The organism is Ruegeria sp. ANG-S4 (assembly GCF_000814005.1).
In the GTDB taxonomy this organism is placed as follows: Bacteria; Pseudomonadota; Alphaproteobacteria; order Rhodobacterales; family Rhodobacteraceae; genus Ruegeria.
Map to the genome: position 1 here is coordinate 1353740 of NZ_JWLK01000001.1, position 23841 is coordinate 1377580.

A 23841-nucleotide genomic window follows, 5' to 3' on the forward strand; every position below is an offset into this window, starting at 1 on the left:
TGAAAGGCGGCCGCTATGGAGGTTTTCGCCACAGCTCTTCCTGCGCTCAGCGATGCGTGGGGTCTGATCCTGCAACCTATTGTTCTGGGTTATCTTATTCTCGGCGTTGTCATGGGGCTGGCCGTGGGTGTTTTTCCGGGGCTGGGTGGAATTGCCGGCTTGTCCCTGCTGCTGCCTTTCATGTTTGGAATGGACCCGATCCTGGGTCTGGCACTGATGATCGGGATGGTTGCCGTGGTCCCGACATCCGATACGTTTGCCTCGGTCCTGATGGGCATACCCGGCAGTTCCGCATCACAGGCGACGGTGTTGGACGGCTTCCCGATGGCCAAAAACGGCGAAGCCGCACGCGCGTTATCGGCGGCGTTCGCATCATCCCTGTTTGGCGGACTGGTTGGTGCGACGTTCCTGACGATGTTCATACTGGTCGCGCGGCCCATCGTTCTGGCCTTTGGCTTGCCCGAGATGCTGATGATCACGATCCTCGGCCTGTCTATGGTCGCCATTCTGGCGGGGCGCATCCCATTGAAAGGTGTGGCCGCTGCCGGCTTGGGCCTGATGGTGGGCACGATTGGCGAGGCTGACGCAGGCGGATCGCTGCGCATGGCAACCTATGACATTCCTTACCTGACGGATGGTTTGAAGCTGGTCATCGTCGGATTGGGGATTTTTGCTGTCCCCGAAATCGTGTCGCTTCTGCGCCAGGACCGGTCCATCGCCAAAGGCGCGTCCCTTGGGGCCGGCTGGTTCGACGGGGTGAAAGACTGGGCGGCAAACATCTGGCTGTCCATCCGTTGTTCGATCATCGGTGTAGTGGTCGGAGTAATCCCCGGCCTTGGCGGTTCGGTTGTCGACTGGATCGCCTATGGCCATTCGGTTCAATCCACCAAAGACAAAAGCAAATTCGGCAAGGGCGAAGTGCGCGGCGTGATCGGCCCCGAAAGCTCGAACAACGCCAAAGAGGGCGGCGGGCTTGTGCCAACTCTGCTGTTCGGTATCCCGGGATCAGGCTCGATGGCCATCTTCATCGGTGCCGTTGCGCTGCTGGGCTCCGGAGATATCGAGGTTGGCCCGAGCATGCTCAAAGACAATCTCGACATCACCTATTCCATTGTCTGGCTGCTGGCGCTTGCCAATGTTGTGGGCACGATCCTGTGTATCGCGGCCTCAGGCGGGATCGCCAAGCTGACGACAATCCGGTTCACCTATCTCGCGCCGTTCCTGTTCATGCTGATCAGCTTCGCCGCGTTCCAGTCCGGTCAGAACTTCGAAGACCTTCTGGCCCTGTTCGTGATCGGCCTGATCGGCATTTTCCTGCGCCGTTTCGACTGGTCGCGCCCGGCCTTCCTGATCGGCTTTGTTCTGTCGAACCCGGTCGAGAAGTTCACCAACCAGGCGTTCCAGATCGCCTCGTTCCGGTTCCGCGATAGCTTTGCCGCAGGCATGGAGTATGTCTTTAGCCCGATCGTGATCATCCTGCTGCTGGTGACGGTCGCCTCGGTCATTCTGGGCATTCGTCAGGCTAAGATGATCATGGCCGAAGGCGAGGTGCAGTCCGGCAGCAAGCGCGCGCCGCTGATCTTCCTGCTGGTGATCATGGCCTATCTGATCGTGGCATTGGTCAACGCCAACATGATCCCCGACTATAACATGACCGACAAGATCATCCCGTTGGTGATCGGCAGCGTCTCGCTGTTCTGTTGCGTGATTCTGTTGATCCAGATGATGCGGCGACCCGAAGGCGATGCGATATTCGCCGATAAGGAAATCGCCGGAGAGGATGCCAGTGCGCCACATGGGCTGTGGTCAACGTTGGCATGGTTTGCAGGTCTGATTGCCGCCACTTGGGTAGTCGGCTTTATCCTCGCCCTGATCGGGTTCCTGATTGCGTTCTTCCGCATTCGTGCTGGTTCAAGCTGGCAGATGACGCTGATCCTGACGGCCTGCGGCATAGGGTTCATGTGCGTGATGGCAGGCGCGCTGAATCGCGATTTCCCGCCTGGACTGTTGCAGGGCATGGTCGATCTGCCCTGGCCGTTGAAATGAGCGATCAGCTGAAGCTGCTGTGCCTCGAAGGGGACGGTATCGGGCCCGAAATCATGGCTGCAACGCTGGCGGTTCTGCGCGCTGCCAGCCCCTTTCTGAAACGCAAAGTGAATGTCGTACGCAAAGACATTGGCTTTGCTGCGCTGAATGTCGAAGGCTCAACCATTCCGCAGGTGGTTATTGACGATGCCAAGGCCGCGGACGGGGTCATACTCGGGCCTGTATCACACAATGCGTATCCATCGGTCGAGGAAGGTGGGCGCAATCCATCAGGCGTTTTGCGCAAGGAATTGGCGTTGTTCGCCAACCACCGCCCGGCCAGAACGTGGCCGGGGTTGGATGCGCCGTCCCGCAAAGCGTTTGATCTGGTCGTGATGCGCGAGAACCTTGAAGGGTTCTATGCCGACCGCAACATGTTTGCCGGCGGCGGAGAGTTCATGCCCGAACCGGAAGTTGCATTGGCGCTTCGGAAAGTCACCGCCTCGGCAAGCACCAACATCGCAAGGGCCGGGTTCGAGTTGGCCGCGACCCGTTCTGCCAAACACGTGACGGTCATTCACAAGGCAAACGTCATGCGCATGACGGACGGCCTGTTTCTGGACTGCGCCCGCGCCGTGGCAAACGAATTCCCGTCTGTCGGCTACAACGAAATGCTTGTGGATGCCGCCGCCGCCCATCTGGTCCGGGACCCGTCCCAATTCGACGTGATGATCACCACAAACATGTTCGGAGATATCCTGAGCGATCTTGCTTCGGAACTTGCTGGCGGTTTGGGATTGGCCGGGTCGCTCAACTTCGGAACCCACCATGCGGTTGCGCAAGCCCAGCATGGGTCGGCCCCTGATATCGCAGGTCAGGACCTGGCCAACCCGGTTTCCCTGATCTTGTCGGTCGAAATGTTGTTGCGGCATTTGGGCGAAACCGCTGCTGCGGACCTGATCCGCGCCTCAGTAAGCGCAGCCTTGGCATCGCCTGACACGCGGACACGCGACCTGCAGGGAACGCTGGGGACCCGAGAGTTCACGGAAGTTCTAACATCACTTGTTGAAGAGGGCGCGACATGACCCAAACCGCAATCCCCTACATCTTCATGCGCGGGGGGACGTCAAAAGGTCCCTATTTCCGCAGGGCCGATTTGCCCGAGGATCAGGAAACACTGGCGGACGTGCTGATCGCGGCGGTCGGGTCTGGTCATCCCCTGAACATCGACGGCATCGGCGGAGGTGCCGCCGTGACGACCAAGGTTGCCATGCTCTCGGTCAGTGACGATGACTGGGCGGATATCGACTATTTCTTTGCGCAGGTCTCGGTTGAGGAAAAGCTGGTGGACTTCAAACCCACCTGCGGGAACATTCTGTCCGGGGTCGGACCGGCCGCAATCGAGATGGGGTTGATTGCGCCCAAAGGTGACGAAACCGAAATCCGGATTCGCGCCGTCAACACGGGCGCACAAGTCGTGGCAAATGTGCAAACGCCGGGCGGGGTGTTGACCTATGACGGGGCGACCGAAATAGCCGGGGTTCCGGGACACGCAGCACCGGTTCAGCTGAGTTTCAGAGGTGTCGTGGGTTCCTCGACGGGCGCATTTTTGCCCACAGGCAACTTGCATGACACGGTTAAAGGGATCGAGCTGACGTGCATGGACGTCGCGATGCCCATGGTAATCGCCCGTGCCGCCGATTTCGGTTTGACGGGTTATGAAAGTGTCGAGGAACTGGATGCGAACCGCGGGTTCTTTGACCAGATGGAAGCCGTTCGGATCGAAGCCGGAAAACTGATGGGCATGGGGGACGTCTCTCAGTCCGTGACCCCGAAGGTCGGGCTTTTTGCACCGGCGAGAGAAGGGGGGACAATTGCGGTCAGGTACTTCATGCCCTGGAAAACGCACCCGACAATGGCTGTGACCGGCGCGCAGTGCATGGCGTCATGCGCTTTGACCCCAGGGACAATTGCCGACGGGCTGCTCGACAGACCGAATACCAGCCCCGCCGAGGTCGTTCTGGAACATGCATCTGGCAAAATCGACGTGTTGGTAGAGTTTTCCATCGATGACGGGTTCACCCTGAACGCAGCGGGGTTGGTGCGTACCGCACGTAAGTTGGCGGATGGTCATGTCTATGTGCCAAAAACAGTGTGGGATGGGAGTTGATCGTATCAAACTCATTGAGTATACTATCGTATACAGTATTGAGGTTGCACAATGGACGACTATTCTGAGTGCCTGGACATCGCACGGCAGGAACTGAAACTGGCAAAGGCGGCTTTGAGACGGGACATGGCGGAATACCCGACGCCGATTGCGGGATGTGACGAACAATTCAACCATCTACTTGACCAAATTGAACGCGTCCGTACCGCCTTGGCGGCGCTGGAAATTCCGAACTTCGTTCCAACGCCAAGGAAGCTGGAGCCGGGTCGGAGCATCGAAAGCCGATGAAAGTTCATATTCTGGATGACTGGTTCGACACGCTGCGCGGTCTGCCCTGCTTTGCTAAACTTGCTGCCCATGACGTGACGGTCTGGACGGATCACGTCGAAGACATCGATGCCTTGGCTGATCGGCTACAGGACGCCGATGCTTTGGTTCTGTTTCGAGAACGTACAAAAGTCACTCGCGCTTTGCTTGAAAAGCTTCCAAACCTGAGACTGATCAGCCAACGCAGCGTCTATCCTCATGTGGACGTTGCCGCGTGTTCGGACCACGACGTTTTGCTGTGTTCAAACATGCACGGCGGAACACCATCCTATGCGGCGGCCGAATTGACCTGGGCCTTGATCATGGCCGGAATGCGCGATCTGCCTACGCAGATGGCTTCGGTCAAGGCGGGACGATGGCAGGCCGGGGTGGGTAAGACATTGCGCGGGCGGCAACTGGGGCTCTACGGCTATGGACGTATTGCGCGTGCGGTCGCGGGATATGCCGAGGCCTTTGGCATGAACGTCACGTGGTGGTCTTCGCAAGAAGGTCGCGCGCGGGCACAGGCCGATGGTGTCCAAGTTGCACCAAGTCGCGACGCTTTCTTTTCTTCCTGCGATGTCGTTTCAGTGCACGTTCGATTGAAACCGGATACTGCGGGGATAATCACAGCGGCGGACTTTGCGCAAATGCAACCGGGATCGTTGTTTGTGAACACGTCACGAGCCGGTCTCATTGCGCCCGGATCTTTGCTGAAGGCGCTGGAAATCGGTCGCCCCGGCAAGGCAGCAATCGATGTTTTCGACACCGAACCGTTGACCGACCCAGACGATCCGCTGCTTTCGCACCGCAACCTGATCGCGACGCCGCATATCGGTTTTGTGACCGAGGACGAGTTCGACCTGCAATTTTCGGATATCTTTGATCAAGTGAACGCTTACGCAAACGGTGCTCCGATCCACATGATCAATCCCGAGGTTTGGACCAACGCAAAATAAGATTGGCCGCAATCGGCGCGCCGATGATCACCAATACGATGCGGGTGAGGTGATGGGTGATGACGAACCCCAAATCTGCGCCAGAGACAATGGCCAGTACGGTCATCTCGGCCTGACCACCGGGCGCAAACGCAAGAAACGCCTCAAGGGGGTGTCCCAGTCCCAGCGTTGTGACGACTGCGGTGAACGCAGCCGCCAGCAAGGCAAGCACGATTACGTAGGCAAATCCAGCCGCAACCACGCGACGAAGTTCGGCCAGGGTTACGCCGACGAATTTGACCCCGATCGTGCAACCGATAAAGAACTGTGCAACCAGAATCGCCTCACGTGGTGGGCGGCTGTGCACAAGATCCCCAAGGGACAATCCGGCCGTCAGAATCATGGGCCCAATGATCGACGCGCCGAACAGACCGATCTTTTCCCCGCCTTTCCAGCCAAGAAACGCAGCTGCTAGCATCAGTAAAAGCTCGTGTACCGGCAACTCACCGGCGGGCTCGCCGATGGGGTTGGTCAGTTGCGCGTCATAGAACACTGTCAAAATCAGCGGGGCCAGCGTTACGATGATCAGGACGCGGGTGCCGTGGATCAAAGATAGCGTGCGCGGATCGGCTCCTGCCTCGGTGCCAAAGATGATCATGTCCTGCAGACCGCCCGGCATAGCCGCATAGAACGCGGTTTTGTCGTCGAACCCCCAAAATTTGCGAAAGAACGGAACGCCGACCAGGGCAATCAGGATAATGAAAAACGGGATCAGCATGATCGACGCCGCCATTCTGGGAAGCTCGGAAAAGAGGGCAGGCGTGATCGACGCACCAACCGCGACACCCAGAATGGTGCGGGCGGCAACCGAAACCTGACCGAATCCTTCCATCGGCGCGTGGGCCAACGCCGCAACAAGGCAAGCGGCCATGGGGCCAAATAAGAACGGCAAAGGCAGGTTCAGAACCCAAAAAATCAAAGTGCCGAGCACTGCGATGCCAAATGTGACCAGCCTTTTGATCAGAAGGCTGGGTCGGTTTTCTGAAGAGGGCAAATTCTAGCTTCCATTGCCGTTGACTCGATATGTATCCAAATGTATACAACTGGACGCAATATGCAAGAGTGTGCTTTATGACCATGCTGGACGACCCGTTAAAACCCGGCCCCCAAGGCAATTCAGCGTATCAGCGTCTGTTGGATGAGATTCGCGAAGGGGCGCTTCTTCCCGGTGATCGGCTGCGGGAAACCGAGCTATCCGAGCGTTTGGGCGTCAGCCGAACGCCGGTACGCGAAGCGATCCGCCAGCTTGAGGCAGACGGGTTGGTCACGCATGTTCCAAGGCAGGGCGCGACGGTCCGAAGCCTCGACTATGCCGAGGTGATGGAACTTTATGAAATGCGCGCCGTGCTGGAAGGCACGGCCGCACGGCTTGCTGCGCGGGCGGCATCGGATATCGAGCTGGATGAGCTTGAAGTTCTGAACGAGAGGCTGTCAGAGGCGGGCACCGGCCCGGATGCGGCCCGGATCAACCGCATCTTTCACGCCACGCTTCTGGACGCTGCCAAGAACCGTTTTTTGGCCAAATCGATGCTGTCGCTGCAAAAGGCCCTGCTGATACTGGGGCCGTCGCAACTCTACGACAGCGATCGGGCCGAGGCAGCCGTTGCCGAACATCGGCGTGTTCTGGCGGCCTTGAAATCGCGGGATGGCGCAGCGGCCGAGACAGAGATGCGTGCCCATATTCAGGCCGCCCAGCGGATGCGCATCCGTGCGCTGCAGGAACGCGACCGCTCAATTGATGAAAACCAATAGGAAGACAGGATATGGCCACCCAGACGGAAGCCTACGATATCGCTGTAATTGGTGGCGGAAACGCGGCGCTCTGTGCGGCGATGACAGCCGCCGAAACAGGCGCGCGCGTTTTGATACTCGAAACCGCGCCGAAGCCTTACCGCGGAGGAAACTCTCGGCACACGCGTAATTTCCGCTGTATGCACAAGGCGCCTTTGGGTCCGCTGATCGAAGATTACAGCGAAGAAGAGTATTTGTCGGACCTGTTGAAAGTGACCGGCGGAAAGACCGACGAACATCTTGCCCGCCTCGCGATCCGCACATCCGAAGAGTGCCTGCCATGGATGGAGGAACATGGCGTCCGGTTTCAACCTTCGCTGTCAGGAACACTGTCACTGGCGCGGACCAACGCTTTCTTTATGGGCGGCGGCAAGTCATTGGTGAATGCGTATTACAGGACTGCGGCACGTCTGGGCGTGGATGTCTTGTACGAGGCCGCCGTGACCCATCTTGAATTGAACGGGGATCGGGTCGAATGGTTGGATTACACTTACGAGGGCCAATCCCACCGGATCAAGCCAAAGGCGGTCATCGTTGCTTCGGGTGGGTTTCAGGCCGATACTGATTGGCTCACCCGTGCATGGGGTGAGCCCGCCAAGAACTTTCTGATCCGCGGCACGCCCTATAACCGCGGCGTCGTGCTGGCCGACCTTCTTAATCAAGGGGTGGACAGCGTCGGTGATCCGACCCAATGCCACGCGGTTGCCATCGACGGACGCGCGCCGAAATTCGATGGTGGCATTGTCACGCGTCTGGACTGCGTGCCGTTTTCCATCGTCGTGAACAAGGACGCCGATCGGTTCTACGACGAAGGAGAGGACGTCTGGCCCAAGCGCTATGCGATTTGGGGGCGTCTGGTCGCAGCGCAACCCGATCAAGTGGGCTATGTGATCATCGACTCGAAGTCGCTGAACCTGTTCATGCCTTCCGTGTTCCCGCCGTTGAAGGCCGACACCGTAGCGGAGCTAGCCGGAATGATGGGTCTGCCTGCAGACAGGCTTTGCAAAACGGTTTCGGAATTCAATGAGGCCTGCGGCGACACCAGCGATTTTCATCCCACCGAGTTGGATGGCGTTGCAACGAACGGCTTGACACCGCCCAAAACCAATTGGGCGCGGCCGATAACGGAACCGCCCTTTTATGGTTATTCGCTGCGCACGGGCGTGACCTTTACCTATCTGGGGTTGAAGGTGGACGACACCGCGCAATGCTCGACAGCGAATGGCAAGATTAAGAACCTGTGGGCCGCGGGCGAAACCATGGCCGGATCAATCCTTGGTCAGGGATATTTGGCCGGTTTCGGAATGACCATCGGCACCGTTTTTGGGCGCATCGCAGGACGTGAGGCAGCCGCTTATGCAAACTGAACTGATACAAGAAGCCCGCCGTCAGGCCGAAATCTGCAATGCCTGCCGGTATTGCGAAGGCTATTGCTCGGTGTTCCCGTCGCTTCACGCGGAGCGTGCATTTTCGGACGGCGATATCACGCAACTGGCCAATCTCTGTCACAACTGTCGTGGCTGCTATTACGCGTGTCAGTACACGGCTCCACATGAATTCGACCTGAACCTTCCGAAAGCGTTGGCCGAAGTCCGGCGCGACAGCTGGGAAAGCTACGCATGGCCAGGGCCTCTGGCACGGCGGTTTCACACGCATGGAGGGGCGATTGCCCTGGCTTTGGTGATCGGGTTCGCCGTGTTGTTTTGGGCAATTCGCGCGATCGGCTCCAGCGGCGGCGAAGGCTTCTACGCCGTTCTGTCCCACAACGCGATGGTCGCGATCTTTGCGCCCGCCTTCCTGCTGCCGCTTTTCAGCATAGGCATCAGCCTCCGTCGCTATTGGAGAGATGTCGGTGGCAAGCCAGTGCAAATAACTGACGTCACGGCTGCTTTCAAACGCGCCGGAAAGATGCAGGATTTGGCCGCCGGGCACGGTGACGGCTGTAACTTTGAAGACGAGGACCGGTTCAGCCAGGGGCGCCGCCACATACATCAGGCTGTAATGTATGGGTTTCTGATGTGTTTCGCGTCCACCTCGGTGGCGACGGTCATGCACTATGTGTTTGGTTTACACGCGCCTTACGGCTTCTGGTCTCTGCCAAAACTGTTCGGCGTTTCCGGTGGCATTCTTTTGACCCTTGGTTGTGTCGGCATGGTTGTGCTGAAGCAAAAGTCCGACCGCAATCTGGGTGATCCTTCGGCGTGGGGGGGCGATATCGGTTTCATTCTGCTGCTTGGGTTTGTCGGGTTCAGCGGTCTCGTTCTCTATGCCTTGGGTTCAACTTCGCTGATGCCCGCGCTGCTGGCCATTCATCTGGGGGCCGTCCTGACATTTTTCCTGTTAACGCCCTACACCAAGATGGCCCACGGGTTTTACAGGCTTGCGGCTTTGATCCGGGACGCGCAAAGGAAGCGTGGCGTTTAAAGGCGAGGCGTCAGCGCGTATTGCAGGGGCAGCCTGCGCGGCACTGTCGCTTTGGCAATCTCAACCAGTTCCGCGCAGGCGCTCGGACCGGCGGCGCAGAAATTCAAGCGTCACCAGCAGGGCGATGGAAACGACAACCAACAAGGTGGCAACGGCTAGGATCGTCGGGTTTATCTGCTCTCGCAAACCCGAAAACATCTGACGCGGGATCGTGCGCTGCTCGGGTCCTGCCAGAAACAGGACGAGAACCACCTCGTCGAAGGATGTTACAAATGCAAACAGACCGCCCGAGATGACGCCCGGCCGGATCAACGGGATCACGACATCCCAGAACACCTTGATTGGCGAGGCCCCAAGGCTCAGCCCCGCGCTGAACAACGTTCGGTCAAAGCCGGTTAGCGTTGCAGTCACGGTGATGATCACGAAAGGCACGCCCAACGCAGCATGCGCGATAATCAGTCCCGGATATGTGCCAACCAGTCCGAATGACGTGTAGAAAAAGAACATCCCAGCCGCGATGATGATCAGGGGCACAATCATTGGCGACAACAAGAGTGCGGTGATGATCCGTTTGAAGGGCATCCAGGGCGAGGCAAGCCCAACCGCCGCGACCGTGCCGAGCACCGTTGCCAGAATGGCAGCGGCAATGCCGATGACAAAACTGTTCCAGATTGCCAGAGTCCACTTCTGGTCGTTCAGAATCTCACTGTACCACCGCAGCGAATAGGCCTCGGGGTCCAGCGCCAGCATACCTTGCGTGAAGGTAAAGAAAGGTTCCGCATTGAAGGAAAGCGGAATGATCACCAGGATCGGCAGGATCAGAAATGCCAAAACCAGAAAGGCCATTGCGCGCAGGGCATAGTGACCTGCGATATGCCAGATGGTGAAGTATTCAGGAAACCCGCGCATCGACGTTACCCCAGCTTGATGTTTCCGGCACCGACGAACCGGTCGTACAGCCAGTAAAGCGCAATGATCAGGAACAGAAGAAGCGAACCCAGCGCGGCAGCGAGTTCCCAGTTGTTGGACTGCTGCATGTGGAACGCGATGATATTCGAGATCATTTGCCCGTCGGTTCCGCCAACCAGAGCAGGGGTGATGTAATACCCGACGGAAATGATGAAGACCAGCAATGCACCCGCGGACAGACCGGGAAGGCTCATGGGCAGGTAAATCCGCAAAAAGGCGGGAATCGGACGGCTGCCCATCGACATTGCAGCCCGCATGTAACTGGGGTCGATTCCGCGCATCACGGAATACAACGGCAGGATCATGAACGGCAAAAGTATATGCGTCATTGCAATGATCGTCGAAAACTGCGTGTACAGCATCTCAAGCGGATCTCGTGTCAGGCCCAACGCGATCAGCGTTGAATTGACGACACCATTGGTTTGCAGCAACGCGATCCAGGCCGTCGTTCGCACCAATAGCGAGGTCCAGAATGGCAGCAGCACAAACACCATCAGAAAGTTGGCGCGCGCCGTGGAGCTGTGCGCCATGTAGAACGCCAGAGGATACCCAAGTATCAGCGTTAAGACCGTGATGATCAGCGCCATCCAAAGCGTTTTGCCATAAAGCTTGAGGTAAATTTTCGTATCCCGCTGCTGGATCGTGCCGTCAGGGGCGGTTTCCAGATCAAGTGCGGTCAGGTAGTAGCTGGACGTGTAGGTCCGGCCAGCCTCTTGCAGGGCCCGCCACACCTGCGGGTTTGCCCATGCTTCGTTGGCCTCGATCAGCAAGTCCACGCCGGATTGTTGAAGCTCGGCGTCTTCCACACGTCGCAATTTGCGGGCTGTTGACTTCACGACGCTGGAAGTGCCCGGCATGAACCGGTTGATCTCCTCGGCCAGCCGCCCCGAGGTCCGGTCATTGGCGAGCCTTTTCAGGTCGATGGCAAATTGCGTTAGCGCTGCGTCAGAGGGGCGGTCTACGCCGTCCCATTCTTTCAACGTGTCCAATGAGGCGGGAACAAGTTCCGCCACCGTGGGGTTGTAGGCGCTCCGAAACAACATCGTGGCAATTGGGGCCACGAAAGCGAAGGTAATGAAAACCAGCAAGGGGACGACGAACAGAAACGCACGCATTCGACGCGCGCGCACCTCTTTGGCGGCGTTTCTGGCATCTTCCGAAGCGAGACCGCTGTCCCTTTTTCCCGGATTTGCAGCCATCGTGTCGGCCATGCGTCCCTCCTGCAAAACCCTGCGCGCGCAAGCGCGCAGGGCAGATCACTTTAGCTTACTGCAGCAGCCACTCGTTGAATTTCTCACCAAGCGATTCACCGTAGTCCGCCCAGAAGATGCCGTCGGCCTTAAGGCCTTTGTCCAGGTGTGCCGTCGGCAGATCCTGCTTCACATCTTCAGGCAAAAGCGCCTGCGCCGACTTGCGTGTCGGGCCATAAGCCACGTCCTGCATGCCCGACAGCGGCACGGTCATGGTTGCCGATTTGATGAAATCCAGTGCGGTATCCATCTTTTCGGTCCCTTCCATGACGGCCCAGACGTCTAGGTCATACACATGGCTGTCCCACACCATCGAGAAAGGCGCGCCTTCGTCTTTGATCGCGGCAAAGATCCGGCCATTGGCCGATTGCACCATTTGCGCGCCTCCGTCGTTCAGCAGGACAGGGGCTTGCGACCAGCTGTCGTACCAGACGATGTCGTCTTTGATCGTCCCCAGCTTGTCGAGCGCCTGTTGCTGCCCTTCATCGGTTGCCAGAACTTCATAGACCTGATCCGCCGGCACGCCGTCGGCCAGAAGCGCCCATTCCATGTTTACCTGCGGACGTTTGCGCAGACCGCGCTTGCCCGGGAACGCTTCGGTGTCGAAGAAGTCGGCAATCGTTTTGGGGCCGCCATCCGGATAGGCGTCATTGGAGTGAGCAAAGATGATCGACCATACGATGTTGCCGACGCCGCATTCGTGCAACGCTTCGGGGATGAAGTCTTCGGCAGCGGGTGTTCCATCGTCACCTGCAGGCAGGATCGAATGGTCAATGGCTGCGACATACCCTTCTGAGCAGGCACGCTCCAGATCGATCACTTCGATGTCCACAACATCCCATTGGATATTGCCCGACTCGCTCTGCGCCTTCATTTCGGCAACACCGCCGCCGTAATCTTCGAACAGGATGTTTGTCCCCGTCGCTGCGACGTAGGGATCAATCATGTGCTTTTTCTGAGCCGCGCCATACGCCCCGCCAAAGGATGTAACCGTAAGGTCCTCGGCTGCAGCACCATGCGCGCCAAGCGCCAGTGCACCAGCCGCCAAAAGTAGTTTGTGATGTTTCATTGCGTCCTCCTTGTTTGCTCGGGAAAAACTTGAGGGGCCCGATTACCCCATGGTTTCTGGCATCTCGGCTTGATCGGGAAATGCGATACTGTCCGAGATAAGCCATTGCAGCCTACCCGTATCGCCTTCGCTGAATTCCGGCGCGGATAGGTCATTCAAAACCTTGACGACAATTTCCGACCCATCGGCGAGCCGGAAGTAATACCGAATGAAATCGCCCACATAGATACGGGCGATGAACTTCGCTTCTATTTCATTGTCGTGGTCATGTGTCGTTGGATGGATAAACAGTTTTTCCGGGCGAATTGAAACGACGCTGTTGGCGCCTTCAACAAGGCCACCTGCCGCCTCGGCCACAATGGTTCCTTCCCCGGGGATCGAAACGACGGCACGTCCGCCCTCGATCCGGTCTACCTTGCCTTTGATAAAGTTGTTCTCTCCGATGAACTCCGCCACGAAGGCGTTGGCGGGCCGTTCGTACAATTCTGCGGGTGGCGCGCATTGCTGCACAATTCCATCGTTGAACACCGCGATCCGGTTCGACATAGACAGCGCTTCGGTCTGGTCATGTGTCACGTAAATCACGGTGAAGCCGAGCTGCTCGTGCAATCTGGTGATTTCATATTGCATCTGTTCGCGCAGTTTCTTGTCCAACGCGCCCAAAGGTTCATCCATCAGGATCAGCGTTGGCTCGAATATCATCGCGCGGGCAAGCGCCACGCGCTGTCTTTGCCCCCCTGAAAGCTGCCCTGGGTAACGATCGCCAAAGGCATCCAATTCGACCAGCTTTAAATACTCTGCGATCCTGTCGCGCTGGGCGGTTTTGTTCATTCCCCGAACGCTTAGAGGATAGCCCAGGTTTTCCGCCACCGTCATGTGCGGGAACAACGCGTAGTTTTGGAAAACCATACCGATGTTGCGTTTGTATGGCGCAGTTCGGTTGATTGAATTTCCGCGAATCGAGATCGTGCCGGATGTGACGCTTTCAAACCCTGCAAGCATCATCAGAACGGTTGTCTTTCCAGACCCGGACGGCCCGAGAAGCGTTATGAATTCGCCTTGCTCAACTGCGATGTTGAACCCTTTGACGACCAGATTCTTTTGGTCGTAACTCTTTTTCACATTGTCAAATTCTAGGAAGACACTGTCCTGGGTCTTCAACATTCAGCACATCCCCACGCACCCTGATCACCCATCTACGGTCAACGCGCCCGGGCAGCCATATCACTTTGAGATCACACTAAACTGTGATCGACCGAACCCGCAAGTGAGAGCGTGACTTGCGGCCCGCAACCGCCAAGAATTTTGTGTCGGTGCCATCCCGGACAGCATCTGAACCGACGGATTGTGGTCTTGGTCGGCTCATTCATCGCCATCTGCATCGGACATTTTCCTATTGAAACGCCCGGATTGCCCAAGCTCGAGCGTTCCGCCGACTGAGACCTCGGCATAGATGCCCATGTCCATGTGACCCAGATGCTTTCGCAGGAGATAAGGGATTTTAAGATCCCGCTCTGCGGTTTCGGGGTTAACTTCGGTTGCGGCACATCGCTTCGTGCGGGAAAGGATGCGCAAGTGAACATCCCCAAAAACCAAGCTCGAACCGACGGCATCGAGTTCCGAAAATGCAGGCAGGCCCTCAATTTCGATGTTCGCCCTAAAGCGGGCTGGGTGAACTTCGGTGTTCAACATACCACCCAACGCCTCGACAGAGGCCAAATTCAGAACCGAAATCGCGTTCATCATTTTTGGTGAAACCACAGAGACATCGGTAAAGCGATGCGGGGCAGAGGAGACGAATTGCGGCAGCGCGGGATCCCGAAGTGAGAGGGTGTCCGACAAAAATTGCGCTGCGTCCATCTGCCCTTGCGGCGTGTTCATCAAGAACCGATGGATGCCCTCGTCAGTCGTCACTTCCAGTTCCTGGGAGGCAGGATGAAACCGGGTCCGAAGACCGGCCAAACCCGCCTCGTTTAGCAAAACGACAAAGCGGTCTTTTGGTAATGGCTCTGGGTTTTGAGGGTCAAAGCCCGAGTTGTACCGAGCGAACCCGTTCAGGCGGTCTCCGGGGACGCCTTCTCCGACACTCAGCTTCATGCTGTCCATTGGTTCGGCGCTGAGACCCTTGATCGGGTATCTGCTCATCCGGACGATTCGTAGTTCGCTCATGTTGTTGTCCTTGGTTTGAAATGTCGTGCGGAGTAGGGCAATCCCGCGTCCGATTGGATCTCGGTACACGTTTCCAACCGGCCCTCTGTTTTGGCGAAGCTAGTACAGAATGAGCACTTTGGACGAGAGTGAATCGTAGCGCCAGAATTATGCGGAGAACACAGGGTGATTTCCTGCAAGTTCTGCGCGATGGCACGTCCTTTGCGATCATTTTGTTGAATTATCTCGGCAATAGATCAAATAAAACATTTATTTACGACCATTACTTTAAGCCCCGAGATTGCGAAATGAGGTACGAACCTCAAAATTATCTGGACCTGAGGTGCGTACCTCAAATACCATCGGAGATATGCCGCGATTCGCACATCCTCGATTGTCGGCGAAAAAAGGGAGGAATGGATGACTTACTCAAAACTGGCCTCGGCCAGCGCAATAGTCCTTGCCGCTACTACTCTTTCGACCAAGGCACATGCAGAAGATCTGACACTGTGTTGGGCGGCATGGGATCCGGCCAATGCACTGGTTGAGCTTTCAAAGGAGTTCGAAGCCGAGTCCGGCCACACGATGAATTTCGAGTTTGTGCCCTGGCCAAACTTCGCAGACCGGATGCTGAACGAACTGAACTCTGGCGGTAAATTGTGCGACCTTCTGATCGGTGACAGTCAATGGATTGGCGGCGGCGCTGAAAACGGGCACTACGTCAAACTGAATGACTTCTTCGATGCTGAGGGTATCAGCATGGACGACTTTGCCCCGGCGACGGTTTACGCATATTCGACATGGCCGAAGGGCACGCCGAACTACTATGCGCTGCCAGCCATGGGCGATGCGAACGGCTGGTTCTATCGCAAGGACTGGTTCGAAGATCCTGAAATCCAGGCCGCTTACAAGGAAGCCACCGGGCAGGATTTGCGCGAACCGCAGTCTCAGAAAGAGCTGCTGCAGATCGCGCAGTTTTTCCAGGGTCGCGAGATTGACGGCAAGACCGTCTATGGCGCTGCGATCTTTACCGAACGTGGTTCGGAAGGCATCACAATGGGCGTGACCGGCGCGCTGTACCCTTGGGGGTTCAAGTATGAGAACACGCCGGGGTCCTACGACATGGAAGGTGCCGTGAATTCGCCCGAAGCGGTTGAGGCGCTGGAATTCTACAAAGAATTCTACAAAACCGCGACACCACCGGGCTACACGAACTCGTACATGGGCGAAAGCCTGGACGCCTTCAAGTCAGGTCAGGTCGCTATGGCGATGAACTGGTTTGCGTTCTTCCCGGGTCTTTATGCTGATCCCAACACGGGCGGCGACAAGATCGACTTCTTCGTCAACCCGCCACAGAACCAGCCGGGCTCGACACTGGGCGGGCAGGGGATTTCTGTTGTCAGCTACTCCGACAAGCAGGATGCCGCGCTTGAATACATCAAGTGGTTTGCAAACCCCGAAGTTCAGGCCAAGTGGTGGGAATTGGGCGGCTACTCGGCGCATAACTCGGTGCTCGAAGATCCGGGTTTTGTGGACAGCCAGCCCTTTGCAGGCGATTTCCTGGAGGCGATGGCAGGCGTGCAGGATTTCTGGCAGGAGCCCGCGTATGCAGAACTTCTGCTGGCCATGCAAAAGCGCATTCATGACTACGTCGTCGCCGATCAGGGCACGGCACAAGAGGCGCTTGACCTGCTGATCGAAGACTGGACCGAAGTCTTCGAAGACGAAGGCAAACTGTAAGCCGAAATTGGTCAGAGCGGGGGCCGCTCCGCTCTGACCGTGTCAACGACCGCAACCCACAAGAACGGACAGAAATATGTCTGACAGGACCATAGATCGCGTTGCGCAGGCAACGCCCGTGCGAGTTGCGCGCAAAATTCGGGGCCTATCTGATCGAGCGATCGCCTGGATTTTCATATCCCCAACCATCTTTCTGCTGCTGGCGATCAACATCTTTCCATTGATCTGGACCATCCAGCTGAGCTTTACCAACTACAAAGCCAACCGGATCGGGCGTGAGGTCAAGGATGTCGGGTTCAGGAATTACGAGCGTATCCTGACTGACAGTGACACCTGGCTGAACATGCAAGCCACGGCGCATTTCCTTTTCTGGACGATCTTCTTTCAGGTTTTGATCGGTTTCACGCTGGCGTGGTTGATCAACAAGAAATTCAAAGGAAATGACCTTTGGACCACGATCATAGTTTTGCCGATGATGCTGTCGCCGGCTGTCGTCGGGAATTTCTGGAAGTTCCTCTATCAGCCCCAGATCGGTCTGTTTAACTACATCGTGTCCTGGTTCACCGGCAAGGACCCATCGAGCTTTGAAATGCTGGGATCAGTGACGTTGGCCCCATGGGCGATCGTGATCGTCGATACCTGGATGTGGACTCCTTTCGTGATGCTGATCTGTTTGGCCGGGCTGCGCAGTATTCCCGACTACATCTATGAGGCCGCCGAGATCGACCGTGCCAGCAAGCTGCGGCAGTTTTTCACGATTACGATCCCAATGGTTCTGCCCTTCCTCATGCTGGCGGTGCTGTTCCGGGGGATCGAGAATTTCAAGATGTTCGATCTGGTGGTGCAGCTGACGGGCGGCGGACCGGGGTCTGTCACGGAACTGACGTCGATCAATCTAAAGCGCGAAGCGTTTGAGAAGTGGCGAACGGGATATGCCTCAGCCTATGCGATCATCCTTTTCGTAACCGTGTTCGGCCTTGCGTCGATCTACGTCAAAGCCCTGAACAAGGTGAAGCAGAGATGAGCAGTTTTTCCGTCACCGAACCGACCCAACGGTCCAAATGGATCGCCGGTGCTCTGGTCATCTCGTACGCTCTGATCACGATGATCCCATTGGTCTGGATTTTGCTGACAGGCTTCAAGTCGCCTGCAGATGCCATCAGCTACCCGCCCAAAGTGGTTTTTGACCCAACGCTTGAGGGCTACGTCAACCTCTTCACCACACGCACACGGCAAACGCAGGAGTTTTTGGAGGCGAACCCGCCGCAGAACTGGGCGGACGAGATTGTGCGTCAATACGACATGGTGATCGTCGGGCCGTCGAAGTTTGGCGAACGCTTCATGAACTCGGTCATCATCGGGTTTGGATCGACGTTTCTAAGTATCTTCCTTGGCACCTTGGCTGCCTATGCGTTCAGCCGGTTCAAGGTGCCGCTGAAGGATGACCTACTGTTCTTCATCCTCAGTACAAGAATGATGCCCCCGGTTGCGGTGGCTATTCCAATCTTCCTGATGTTCAGAAACCTCGGGTTAAGCGACACGCATTTGGGGATGATATTGCTCTATACGGGCGTGAATATCTCTCTGGCTGTCTGGCTTTTGAAAGGGTTCATCGACGAAATCCCGCGAGAGTACGAAGAGGCGGCGCTGATTGATGGCTACACACGATTTCAGGCGTTTTACAAAGTTGTGCTGCCACAGGCTGCCACGGGTATCGCGTCAACCGCGATCTTCTGCCTGATCTTTGCATGGAACGAATATGCATTTGCTGTGCTTCTGACATCCGCTAATGCGCAGACTGCGCCACCGTTCATTCCAACCATAATCGGAATCGGTGGGCTGGATTGGCCCGCAGTCGCGGCTGGTGCCACGATCTTTTTGATCCCGGTCATGATTTTCACCATCCTGATGCGCAAACACCTGCTGCGTGGGATCACCTTTGGAGCCGTACGCAAATGAGCGATTTTCTGACTGGATTGATGCGGCTTCGCCGGGGCCCGTGGGAGATGGTCGCGACCATCCTGATCGCGGTCGGAGTCTTCATGCTGATGCAGCCGTTTGTCCTGTGGGCCTTCACTTATTCTTTCATCGTTACGCTGATCGGAACCGTCATGTTCATCATCGTCAGCCATTTCCCGGAGTAAGAATGGCCCAGATCGTAGTTAAAAACGTCAAGAAGATGTTCGGCGATTTCACGGCTGTCCGCGAAAGCTCGTTCACGATCGAAGACGGCGAGTTCTTCATGCTTCTCGGGCCATCGGGGTGCGGAAAGACAACAACGTTGCGCATGATCGCAGGGCTGGAACTGCCGACTTCGGGTGAAATATATCTTGATGGCGAGGAAATCAGCCAAAGACCGCCATCGGAACGCGATATAGCCTTCGTTTTCCAGATGTTCGCGCTCTACCCTCATATGAACGTGCGCAAGAATATCAGCTATCCGTTGATATCGCAGGGAATGCCACGCGCTGCGGTGAAAGCCAAAGTCGAAGAAGTCGCAGGAATCTTGGGGATAACGGACATTCTGGATAGCCCCGTGGGCGGGCTTTCAGGTGGCGACAGGCAGCGTGTTGCGTTGGGACGGGCCATCGTTCGAGAGCCAAAGGCCTTCATGATGGACGAACCTTTGGGCGCTTTGGACGCTGAGTTTCGCGAGCATATGGCCGAGGAACTGCGCGCCTTGCACGATCGCATGGGCGCGACCACGGTCTATGTCACACACGATCAATTGGAAGCCATGCAGATGGGCGACAAGATCGTCGTCATGAATAACGCCGTGATCGAGCAGTTCGGGACGCCGCAGGAAATCTATGACAAGCCAGCTACGATGTTCGTTGCGGATTTCATCGGCTCACCATCCATGAACTTCTTGCCGTTCAAGGGCAAGGTCCAGCCCGGTTCTGAAGCAGTCCGGCTGAACGGCCACGACGAAGCTGTTCCAAGATTGATGGAAGGGGCCGAAGGTGATCTGGTATTTGGCGTTCGGCCCGAGCACGTGTTTCTGTCTGACGCCAGCGGCTATCGCGCCAAGGTACTGGCGGCGGAATATCTGGGGACGACCCAGATCGTGACATTGCAAAGCCCGAATGGCGAATTGAAGGCCCGCGTGGATGCGCGTCAGATGGTCAGCCCCGGCGAGACGGTAGGTCTGGAGTTTCGCTCTCCCACAGTGACGCTTTTTGACCAGTCAACCGGTCGGGCGTTGCGGTCCACACTGAACGATGAGGTGCTGAACGATGGCTGAAGTCGTTTTGGAGAACATCTCGAAATCCTTTGGCAACGTGAAAGCGGTGGACGGAATCTCGATGACGATTCCAGACGGTGCGTTCGTGGTGCTGCTTGGACCGACCGGGGCAGGGAAAACCACGACGTTGCGGTTGATTTCAGGACTGGAGAAACTGGATTCCGGATCCGTTCGCATTGCAGGCCGCGACGTCGGGATAGAGACTCCCGCGCAACGCGACGTGGCAATGGTCTTCCAGCAATATTCGCTCTACCCGCATATGACTGTGCGCGAAAACCTGTCGTTTCCATTGCGATCCCCAATCCTCAGGACGCCGGAGGATGAGATCACACGGAAGGTGAACGACGTCGCGGAAATCCTTCAAATCCCACATAAACTGGACAACAAAGCCACCGAACTTTCCGGCGGCGAGATGCAGCGCGTTTCGATTGGACGGGCTTTGGTGCGCGATCCGCAAATATTTCTGATGGACGAACCGCTGAGCTCTTTGGACGCCAAGTTGCGTGCGGATCTGCGGGTCGAGTTGAAACGAATTCAGGCAGACCTTGGGTCGACTCTGCTGTACGTGACCCACGATCAGGTTGAGGCCATGACAATGGCAACGCATATCGGGGTGTTGGAAGACGGCAGGCTGGTTCAATACGGCACCCCTCGGGACATCTATGAAAATCCGGGCAGTGTATACGTTGCCAGTCGGTTGGGCCTGCCCCGGATCAACATCCTGCCATCCGAATTGTTCGGCGGCGACCACAAGGGCCCTCAGATTGGTCTGCGTCCCGAAAACATCGTTGAAGGCGAAGGCAGCGATGCACAAGTCATTCGTGCCGAGCATTTGGGCGATCAAACACGGCTACATCTGGATTTGCGCGGCCACACGGTCGTGACCCTGATTGATGTGCATCAGGATTATCCCACCGGAAAGACAATCAAAATCCGCCCTCAAAATCCGCTTTACTTTGACGCGTCCGGTGCGCGTGTGACTTAAGGAGCAAAAGCATGGCCCAGTTCCTCAACACAAAAGAAACCTTGGTGACCGATGCGATAGACGGGCTTTTGGCGTCTTCGGGCGGTGCCCTGACACGCCTGGACGGCTACCCACATATAAAGGTCGTCTATCGGTCTGATTGGGATAAATCGAAAGTCGCGTTGGTTTCCGGGGGCGGTTCAGGCCATGAACCCGCGCATGCCGGTTTTGTCGGCGCAGGTATGCTGACCGCCGCCGTATGCGGAGAGGTTTTTGCGTCGCCGTCGGTCGAGGCGGTCCTCGCCGGTATTCTGGCCGTGACCGGCGAAGCGGGGTGCCTGCTGATCGTCAAGAACTATACCGGCGACCGATTGAATTTCGGGCTGGCGGCTGAACGTGCCCGCGCCTTGGGTCGGAAGGTGGAAATGGTTGTCGTGGATGATGACATCGCATTGCCGGACCTTCCGCAACCGCGCGGTGTGGCCGGAACTTTGCTCGTGCACAAGATTGCGGGCGCACTTGCAGAAAACGGGGCCGATCTGGAAACCGTGACCGCCGCAGCCACTGCAGTAATCGATAAGGTTGTCAGCATCGGAATGAGCTTGGACACCTGTACCGTTCCGGGGTCTCCGAAAGAGGATCGGATCGCTCCGGGCAAGGCGGAACTTGGCTTGGGCATCCATGGCGAACCGGGCGTCGAACAGGTCGACTTTGCCAATGCTTTGACGGCAATGGGTACCGTTGTGGAAAAACTCCGTCAGCGTGTCAGCGCAGGCGACTGTGTGGCATTGGTCAACAACCTCGGGTCAACGACGCCATTGGAAATGTCGGTCCTAACGCATGCGTTGTGCGAAACCGGGATTGCGGGGCACATCATCGGTCCCGCTCCGATGATGACCTCCTTGGATATGCACGGTTTTTCGGTTTCCATCCTGCCGGTTAGTCCGGACGATCTTTCGGGGCTTGAGGCTCCGGTCGATCCGGTGGCTTGGCCCGGCGTCAACAGAATCGAGGCTGTTCGGATCGCGCCGCTACCCGACGGACTAACCCCGATCGACCCAATCCCGTCGAACAACCCGGCGACCAGAGAGACGATCGCAAGGCTGTCCGAGTTACTGATTAACGCAGAAAGGAAGCTGAATGAACTGGACGCAAAGTCCGGCGATGGTGACACTGGCAGCACTCTGGCGACGGCGGCTCGCGCGTTGCAAGGCAGCCTTGACCGGATGCCTCTTGCTGACCTGACACAGCTTTTCCCGGCGCTGGGCAACGAGTTGAGCCAGACAATGGGCGGCTCATCCGGTGTCATCCTCGCGATCTTTTTCAATGCGGCGGGCGACGCCTGCGCAAGCGGCGCTTCGATATCGAAATCCCTGGTCGAAGGTTTGAACCGCGTCAGCCAGGTCGGCGGCGCGAAGGTCGGCGACAGAACGATGATCGATGCGCTGGCACCGGCATTGGCGGCGCTGCCGTCGGGCCTGTCGCATGCGGCAAGCGCTGCGCGGCAAGGCGCTGACAGTACGGCGAATATTCACCGTGCAAAAGCAGGGCGCGCGGCCTATGTCCCCGAGGAAAACCTGATGGGGAACAACGATCCGGGTGCCGAAGCCGTCGCCTTGCTGTTCGAGGGTTTGGCGCAGGAGATTGAGGGCTGACTGACACGTGGAAGACCAAAAACAAAGAATAGAATTGGTAAAAAAGCCAACTGTGAACGATATCGCCCGTGTCGCCGGGGTAAGTCTGGCGACCGTCGACCGGGTATTGAACCGCCGTCCGGGGGTGCGGTCCGTGACGGTTCAGAAGGTTCAAAACGCCATAGACGAGCTGGGGTATGTCCGCGATACCGCAGCTGCCAACCTTGCACGAAATCGGGTTTACAACTTTCTCTTCGTGCTCCCCGACACGGATAACGAATTTGTCGAGGCGTTGAGTACACAGATTGCCGAACAGTCGCGCGATCAGTTTATCGAACGCACGCGGATGACGATCCAGCGGGTCGCGCCATTCGAACCTCAGGACATTGTTGAAATTCTGGATGCGGTTGACGCGCGGGATGTCGATGGCGTGGCTGTATTTGGTCCGGAAACGCCGTCGGTGCGCGACGCCGTCAAAAGAGTGAGGGACAAGGGCGTTCCCGTGGTTGCCTTGGTCTCTGATCTGCCCAGCTCGGACCGGGATCATTTTGTCGGGATTGACAACGTTTCAGCCGGCCGCACCGCGGCCCAGCTTATGGGGCGCTTCGTACATCGGAAAGGCAAGGTATTGGTCCTGACCGGTTCCCGTTTGGCCCGTGATCATTTGGAGCGCCGACAGGGTTTCGATCTGGTCGTCGCCGAGGATTTTCCACATCTTGAGGTCGTGGCTTCCGTTGAAGGGCGGGATGACCCGCATTTGATCTACAAGATGATGCCCGAGATATTCGATACGTATCCCGATTTGGTCGGTATCTATTCCTCGGCGGCTGGTAACTCGGGCCTCGTCCAGTTTTTGTCCGAAAGCAAGATCAGCAAAGATCTGGTCATTATTGCCCATGAACTCACGCCGCTCAGCCGCGAAGCGTTGAGTCGCGGAACATTTGACGCCCTGATTTCGCAGGACTCCGGTCATCTGGTCCGGTCTGCCGTCCGCCTGTTGCGGGCTACGTCAGACAAGGTACCTTTCAACAGGGCGCAGGAACGCATTCGCATCGACATCTATCTGAAGGAAAATTTGCCGCCATAGCGGTTTCGATTTTTGGGAGGAA

22 protein-coding genes are annotated in these 23841 nt (G+C 57.1%); 16 read left to right on the forward strand and 6 right to left on the reverse strand.

Annotated features, from left to right (window positions below; all coding sequences use genetic code 11):
* Positions 1 to 15 precede the first annotated feature (15 nt).
* The 5 genes from RA28_RS06795 to RA28_RS06815 are packed head-to-tail and all read left to right on the forward strand — an operon-like array spanning position 16 to position 5460.
* Positions 16 to 2046 (forward strand): tripartite tricarboxylate transporter permease, encoded by a 2031-nt coding sequence (locus RA28_RS06795; RefSeq protein ID WP_039524895.1) that lies wholly within the window; start codon positions 16 to 18, stop codon positions 2044 to 2046.
* Complete coding sequence (locus RA28_RS06800) at positions 2043 to 3110, forward strand: isocitrate/isopropylmalate dehydrogenase family protein (RefSeq protein ID WP_039524899.1); 1068 nt, start codon at positions 2043 to 2045, stop codon at positions 3108 to 3110. Before RA28_RS06795 ends, RA28_RS06800 begins: the two co-directional genes overlap by 4 nt.
* A complete protein-coding gene (locus RA28_RS06805) occupies positions 3107 to 4195 on the forward strand; it encodes a 4-oxalomesaconate tautomerase (protein WP_039524902.1) in 1089 nt (362 codons plus the stop codon). Before RA28_RS06800 ends, RA28_RS06805 begins: the two co-directional genes overlap by 4 nt.
* A 51-nt stretch (positions 4196 to 4246) precedes the next feature.
* Entirely contained in the window at positions 4247 to 4483 is a 237-nt protein-coding gene (locus tag RA28_RS06810; RefSeq protein ID WP_039524905.1) for a hypothetical protein, read from the forward strand.
* Positions 4480 to 5460 carry a D-2-hydroxyacid dehydrogenase family protein gene (locus tag RA28_RS06815; RefSeq protein WP_039524908.1) on the forward strand — a complete coding sequence of 327 codons (981 nt, stop codon included), beginning with the start codon at positions 4480 to 4482 and terminating at the stop codon, positions 5458 to 5460. The genes RA28_RS06810 and RA28_RS06815 overlap by 4 nt, the downstream gene beginning before the upstream one ends.
* Here the strand turns inward: RA28_RS06815 and RA28_RS06820 are convergent.
* Positions 5429 to 6370: an AbrB family transcriptional regulator gene (locus RA28_RS06820; RefSeq protein ID WP_446737312.1), complete on the reverse strand. Its 942-nt coding sequence runs from the start codon at positions 6368 to 6370 to the stop codon at positions 5429 to 5431. The two genes, RA28_RS06815 and RA28_RS06820, sit on opposite strands and share 32 nt — an antisense overlap.
* A gap of 200 nt (positions 6371 to 6570) precedes the next feature.
* Between RA28_RS06820 and RA28_RS06825 the strand changes: the two genes are divergently transcribed.
* The 3 genes from RA28_RS06825 to tcuB are packed head-to-tail and all read left to right on the forward strand — an operon-like array spanning position 6571 to position 9714.
* The gene (locus RA28_RS06825) at positions 6571 to 7251 is read left to right on the forward strand and encodes a GntR family transcriptional regulator (protein WP_039524912.1); all 681 of its coding nucleotides are present in this window, start codon (positions 6571 to 6573) and stop codon (positions 7249 to 7251) included.
* 11 nt (positions 7252 to 7262) lie between these two features.
* Complete coding sequence (gene tcuA, locus RA28_RS06830; protein ID WP_039524915.1) at positions 7263 to 8657, forward strand: FAD-dependent tricarballylate dehydrogenase TcuA; 1395 nt, start codon at positions 7263 to 7265, stop codon at positions 8655 to 8657.
* Complete coding sequence (gene tcuB, locus RA28_RS06835) at positions 8647 to 9714, forward strand: tricarballylate utilization 4Fe-4S protein TcuB (protein ID WP_039524918.1); 1068 nt, start codon at positions 8647 to 8649, stop codon at positions 9712 to 9714. Before tcuA ends, tcuB begins: the two co-directional genes overlap by 11 nt.
* Positions 9715 to 9774: 60 nt before the next feature.
* On the opposite strand, the gene RA28_RS06840 is transcribed toward tcuB, so the two are convergent.
* The 5 genes from RA28_RS06840 to RA28_RS06860 form a co-directional block, all read right to left on the reverse strand.
* Entirely contained in the window at positions 9775 to 10623 is an 849-nt protein-coding gene (locus tag RA28_RS06840; RefSeq protein WP_039524920.1) for an ABC transporter permease, read from the reverse strand.
* A 5-nt stretch (positions 10624 to 10628) separates the two neighbouring features.
* Positions 10629 to 11894, reverse strand: a complete 1266-nt coding sequence (locus tag RA28_RS06845) for an ABC transporter permease (RefSeq protein ID WP_241481077.1) — start codon at positions 11892 to 11894, stop codon at positions 10629 to 10631.
* Between the two features lie 55 nt (positions 11895 to 11949).
* Positions 11950 to 13002, reverse strand: coding sequence for an ABC transporter substrate-binding protein (locus RA28_RS06850; protein ID WP_039524923.1), 1053 nt, complete (start codon positions 13000 to 13002; stop codon positions 11950 to 11952).
* Between the two features lie 42 nt (positions 13003 to 13044).
* On the reverse strand, positions 13045 to 14166 hold the full coding sequence (locus RA28_RS06855) for an ABC transporter ATP-binding protein (protein ID WP_039524925.1): 1122 nt from the start codon (positions 14164 to 14166) through the stop codon (positions 13045 to 13047).
* A gap of 198 nt (positions 14167 to 14364) precedes the next feature.
* The gene (locus RA28_RS06860; RefSeq protein ID WP_241481078.1) at positions 14365 to 15171 is read right to left on the reverse strand and encodes an MOSC domain-containing protein; all 807 of its coding nucleotides are present in this window, start codon (positions 15169 to 15171) and stop codon (positions 14365 to 14367) included.
* Positions 15172 to 15570: 399 nt separating this feature from the next.
* On the opposite strand from RA28_RS06860, the gene RA28_RS06865 reads away from it, so the two are divergent.
* The 8 genes from RA28_RS06865 (at position 15571) to RA28_RS06900 (ending at position 23819) form a co-directional block, all read left to right on the forward strand.
* On the forward strand, positions 15571 to 16890 hold the full coding sequence (locus tag RA28_RS06865; RefSeq protein WP_039524927.1) for an ABC transporter substrate-binding protein: 1320 nt from the start codon (positions 15571 to 15573) through the stop codon (positions 16888 to 16890).
* 76 nt (positions 16891 to 16966) lie between these two features.
* Positions 16967 to 17914, forward strand: coding sequence for a carbohydrate ABC transporter permease (locus tag RA28_RS06870; protein ID WP_039524930.1), 948 nt, complete (start codon positions 16967 to 16969; stop codon positions 17912 to 17914).
* Positions 17911 to 18849 (forward strand): carbohydrate ABC transporter permease, encoded by a 939-nt coding sequence (locus RA28_RS06875; protein WP_039524933.1) that lies wholly within the window; start codon positions 17911 to 17913, stop codon positions 18847 to 18849. The genes RA28_RS06870 and RA28_RS06875 overlap by 4 nt, the downstream gene beginning before the upstream one ends.
* Positions 18846 to 19034: a hypothetical protein gene (locus RA28_RS06880; protein WP_039524935.1), complete on the forward strand. Its 189-nt coding sequence runs from the start codon at positions 18846 to 18848 to the stop codon at positions 19032 to 19034. Before RA28_RS06875 ends, RA28_RS06880 begins: the two co-directional genes overlap by 4 nt.
* 2 nt (positions 19035 to 19036) lie before the next feature.
* Positions 19037 to 20134 (forward strand): ABC transporter ATP-binding protein, encoded by a 1098-nt coding sequence (locus RA28_RS06885; RefSeq protein ID WP_039524938.1) that lies wholly within the window; start codon positions 19037 to 19039, stop codon positions 20132 to 20134.
* Entirely contained in the window at positions 20127 to 21119 is a 993-nt protein-coding gene (locus tag RA28_RS06890; RefSeq protein WP_039524941.1) for an ABC transporter ATP-binding protein, read from the forward strand. Before RA28_RS06885 ends, RA28_RS06890 begins: the two co-directional genes overlap by 8 nt.
* Before the next feature lie 11 nt (positions 21120 to 21130).
* Positions 21131 to 22753: a dihydroxyacetone kinase subunit DhaK gene (locus RA28_RS06895; RefSeq protein WP_039524944.1), complete on the forward strand. Its 1623-nt coding sequence runs from the start codon at positions 21131 to 21133 to the stop codon at positions 22751 to 22753.
* A gap of 52 nt (positions 22754 to 22805) precedes the next feature.
* A complete protein-coding gene (locus RA28_RS06900) occupies positions 22806 to 23819 on the forward strand; it encodes a LacI family DNA-binding transcriptional regulator (protein ID WP_241481079.1) in 1014 nt (337 codons plus the stop codon).
* Positions 23820 to 23841 lie beyond the last annotated feature (22 nt).

Coding starts and splice junctions, on each gene's coding strand:
- RA28_RS06795 (WP_039524895.1), top strand. CDS start 16: ATGGAGGTTTTCGCCACAGCTCTTCCTGCGCTCAGCGATGCGTGGGGT.
- RA28_RS06800 (WP_039524899.1), top strand. CDS start 2,043: ATGAGCGATCAGCTGAAGCTGCTGTGCCTCGAAGGGGACGGTATCGGG.
- RA28_RS06805 (WP_039524902.1), top strand. CDS start 3,107: ATGACCCAAACCGCAATCCCCTACATCTTCATGCGCGGGGGGACGTCA.
- RA28_RS06810 (WP_039524905.1), top strand. CDS start 4,247: ATGGACGACTATTCTGAGTGCCTGGACATCGCACGGCAGGAACTGAAA.
- RA28_RS06815 (WP_039524908.1), top strand. CDS start 4,480: ATGAAAGTTCATATTCTGGATGACTGGTTCGACACGCTGCGCGGTCTG.
- RA28_RS06820 (WP_446737312.1), bottom strand. CDS start 6,370: ATGGCCGCTTGCCTTGTTGCGGCGTTGGCCCACGCGCCGATGGAAGGA.
- RA28_RS06825 (WP_039524912.1), top strand. CDS start 6,571: ATGACCATGCTGGACGACCCGTTAAAACCCGGCCCCCAAGGCAATTCA.
- tcuA (WP_039524915.1), top strand. CDS start 7,263: ATGGCCACCCAGACGGAAGCCTACGATATCGCTGTAATTGGTGGCGGA.
- tcuB (WP_039524918.1), top strand. CDS start 8,647: ATGCAAACTGAACTGATACAAGAAGCCCGCCGTCAGGCCGAAATCTGC.
- RA28_RS06840 (WP_039524920.1), bottom strand. CDS start 10,623: ATGCGCGGGTTTCCTGAATACTTCACCATCTGGCATATCGCAGGTCAC.
- RA28_RS06845 (WP_241481077.1), bottom strand. CDS start 11,894: ATGGCCGACACGATGGCTGCAAATCCGGGAAAAAGGGACAGCGGTCTC.
- RA28_RS06850 (WP_039524923.1), bottom strand. CDS start 13,002: ATGAAACATCACAAACTACTTTTGGCGGCTGGTGCACTGGCGCTTGGC.
- RA28_RS06855 (WP_039524925.1), bottom strand. CDS start 14,166: ATGTTGAAGACCCAGGACAGTGTCTTCCTAGAATTTGACAATGTGAAA.
- RA28_RS06860 (WP_241481078.1), bottom strand. CDS start 15,171: ATGAGCGAACTACGAATCGTCCGGATGAGCAGATACCCGATCAAGGGT.
- RA28_RS06865 (WP_039524927.1), top strand. CDS start 15,571: ATGACTTACTCAAAACTGGCCTCGGCCAGCGCAATAGTCCTTGCCGCT.
- RA28_RS06870 (WP_039524930.1), top strand. CDS start 16,967: ATGTCTGACAGGACCATAGATCGCGTTGCGCAGGCAACGCCCGTGCGA.
- RA28_RS06875 (WP_039524933.1), top strand. CDS start 17,911: ATGAGCAGTTTTTCCGTCACCGAACCGACCCAACGGTCCAAATGGATC.
- RA28_RS06880 (WP_039524935.1), top strand. CDS start 18,846: ATGAGCGATTTTCTGACTGGATTGATGCGGCTTCGCCGGGGCCCGTGG.
- RA28_RS06885 (WP_039524938.1), top strand. CDS start 19,037: ATGGCCCAGATCGTAGTTAAAAACGTCAAGAAGATGTTCGGCGATTTC.
- RA28_RS06890 (WP_039524941.1), top strand. CDS start 20,127: ATGGCTGAAGTCGTTTTGGAGAACATCTCGAAATCCTTTGGCAACGTG.
- RA28_RS06895 (WP_039524944.1), top strand. CDS start 21,131: ATGGCCCAGTTCCTCAACACAAAAGAAACCTTGGTGACCGATGCGATA.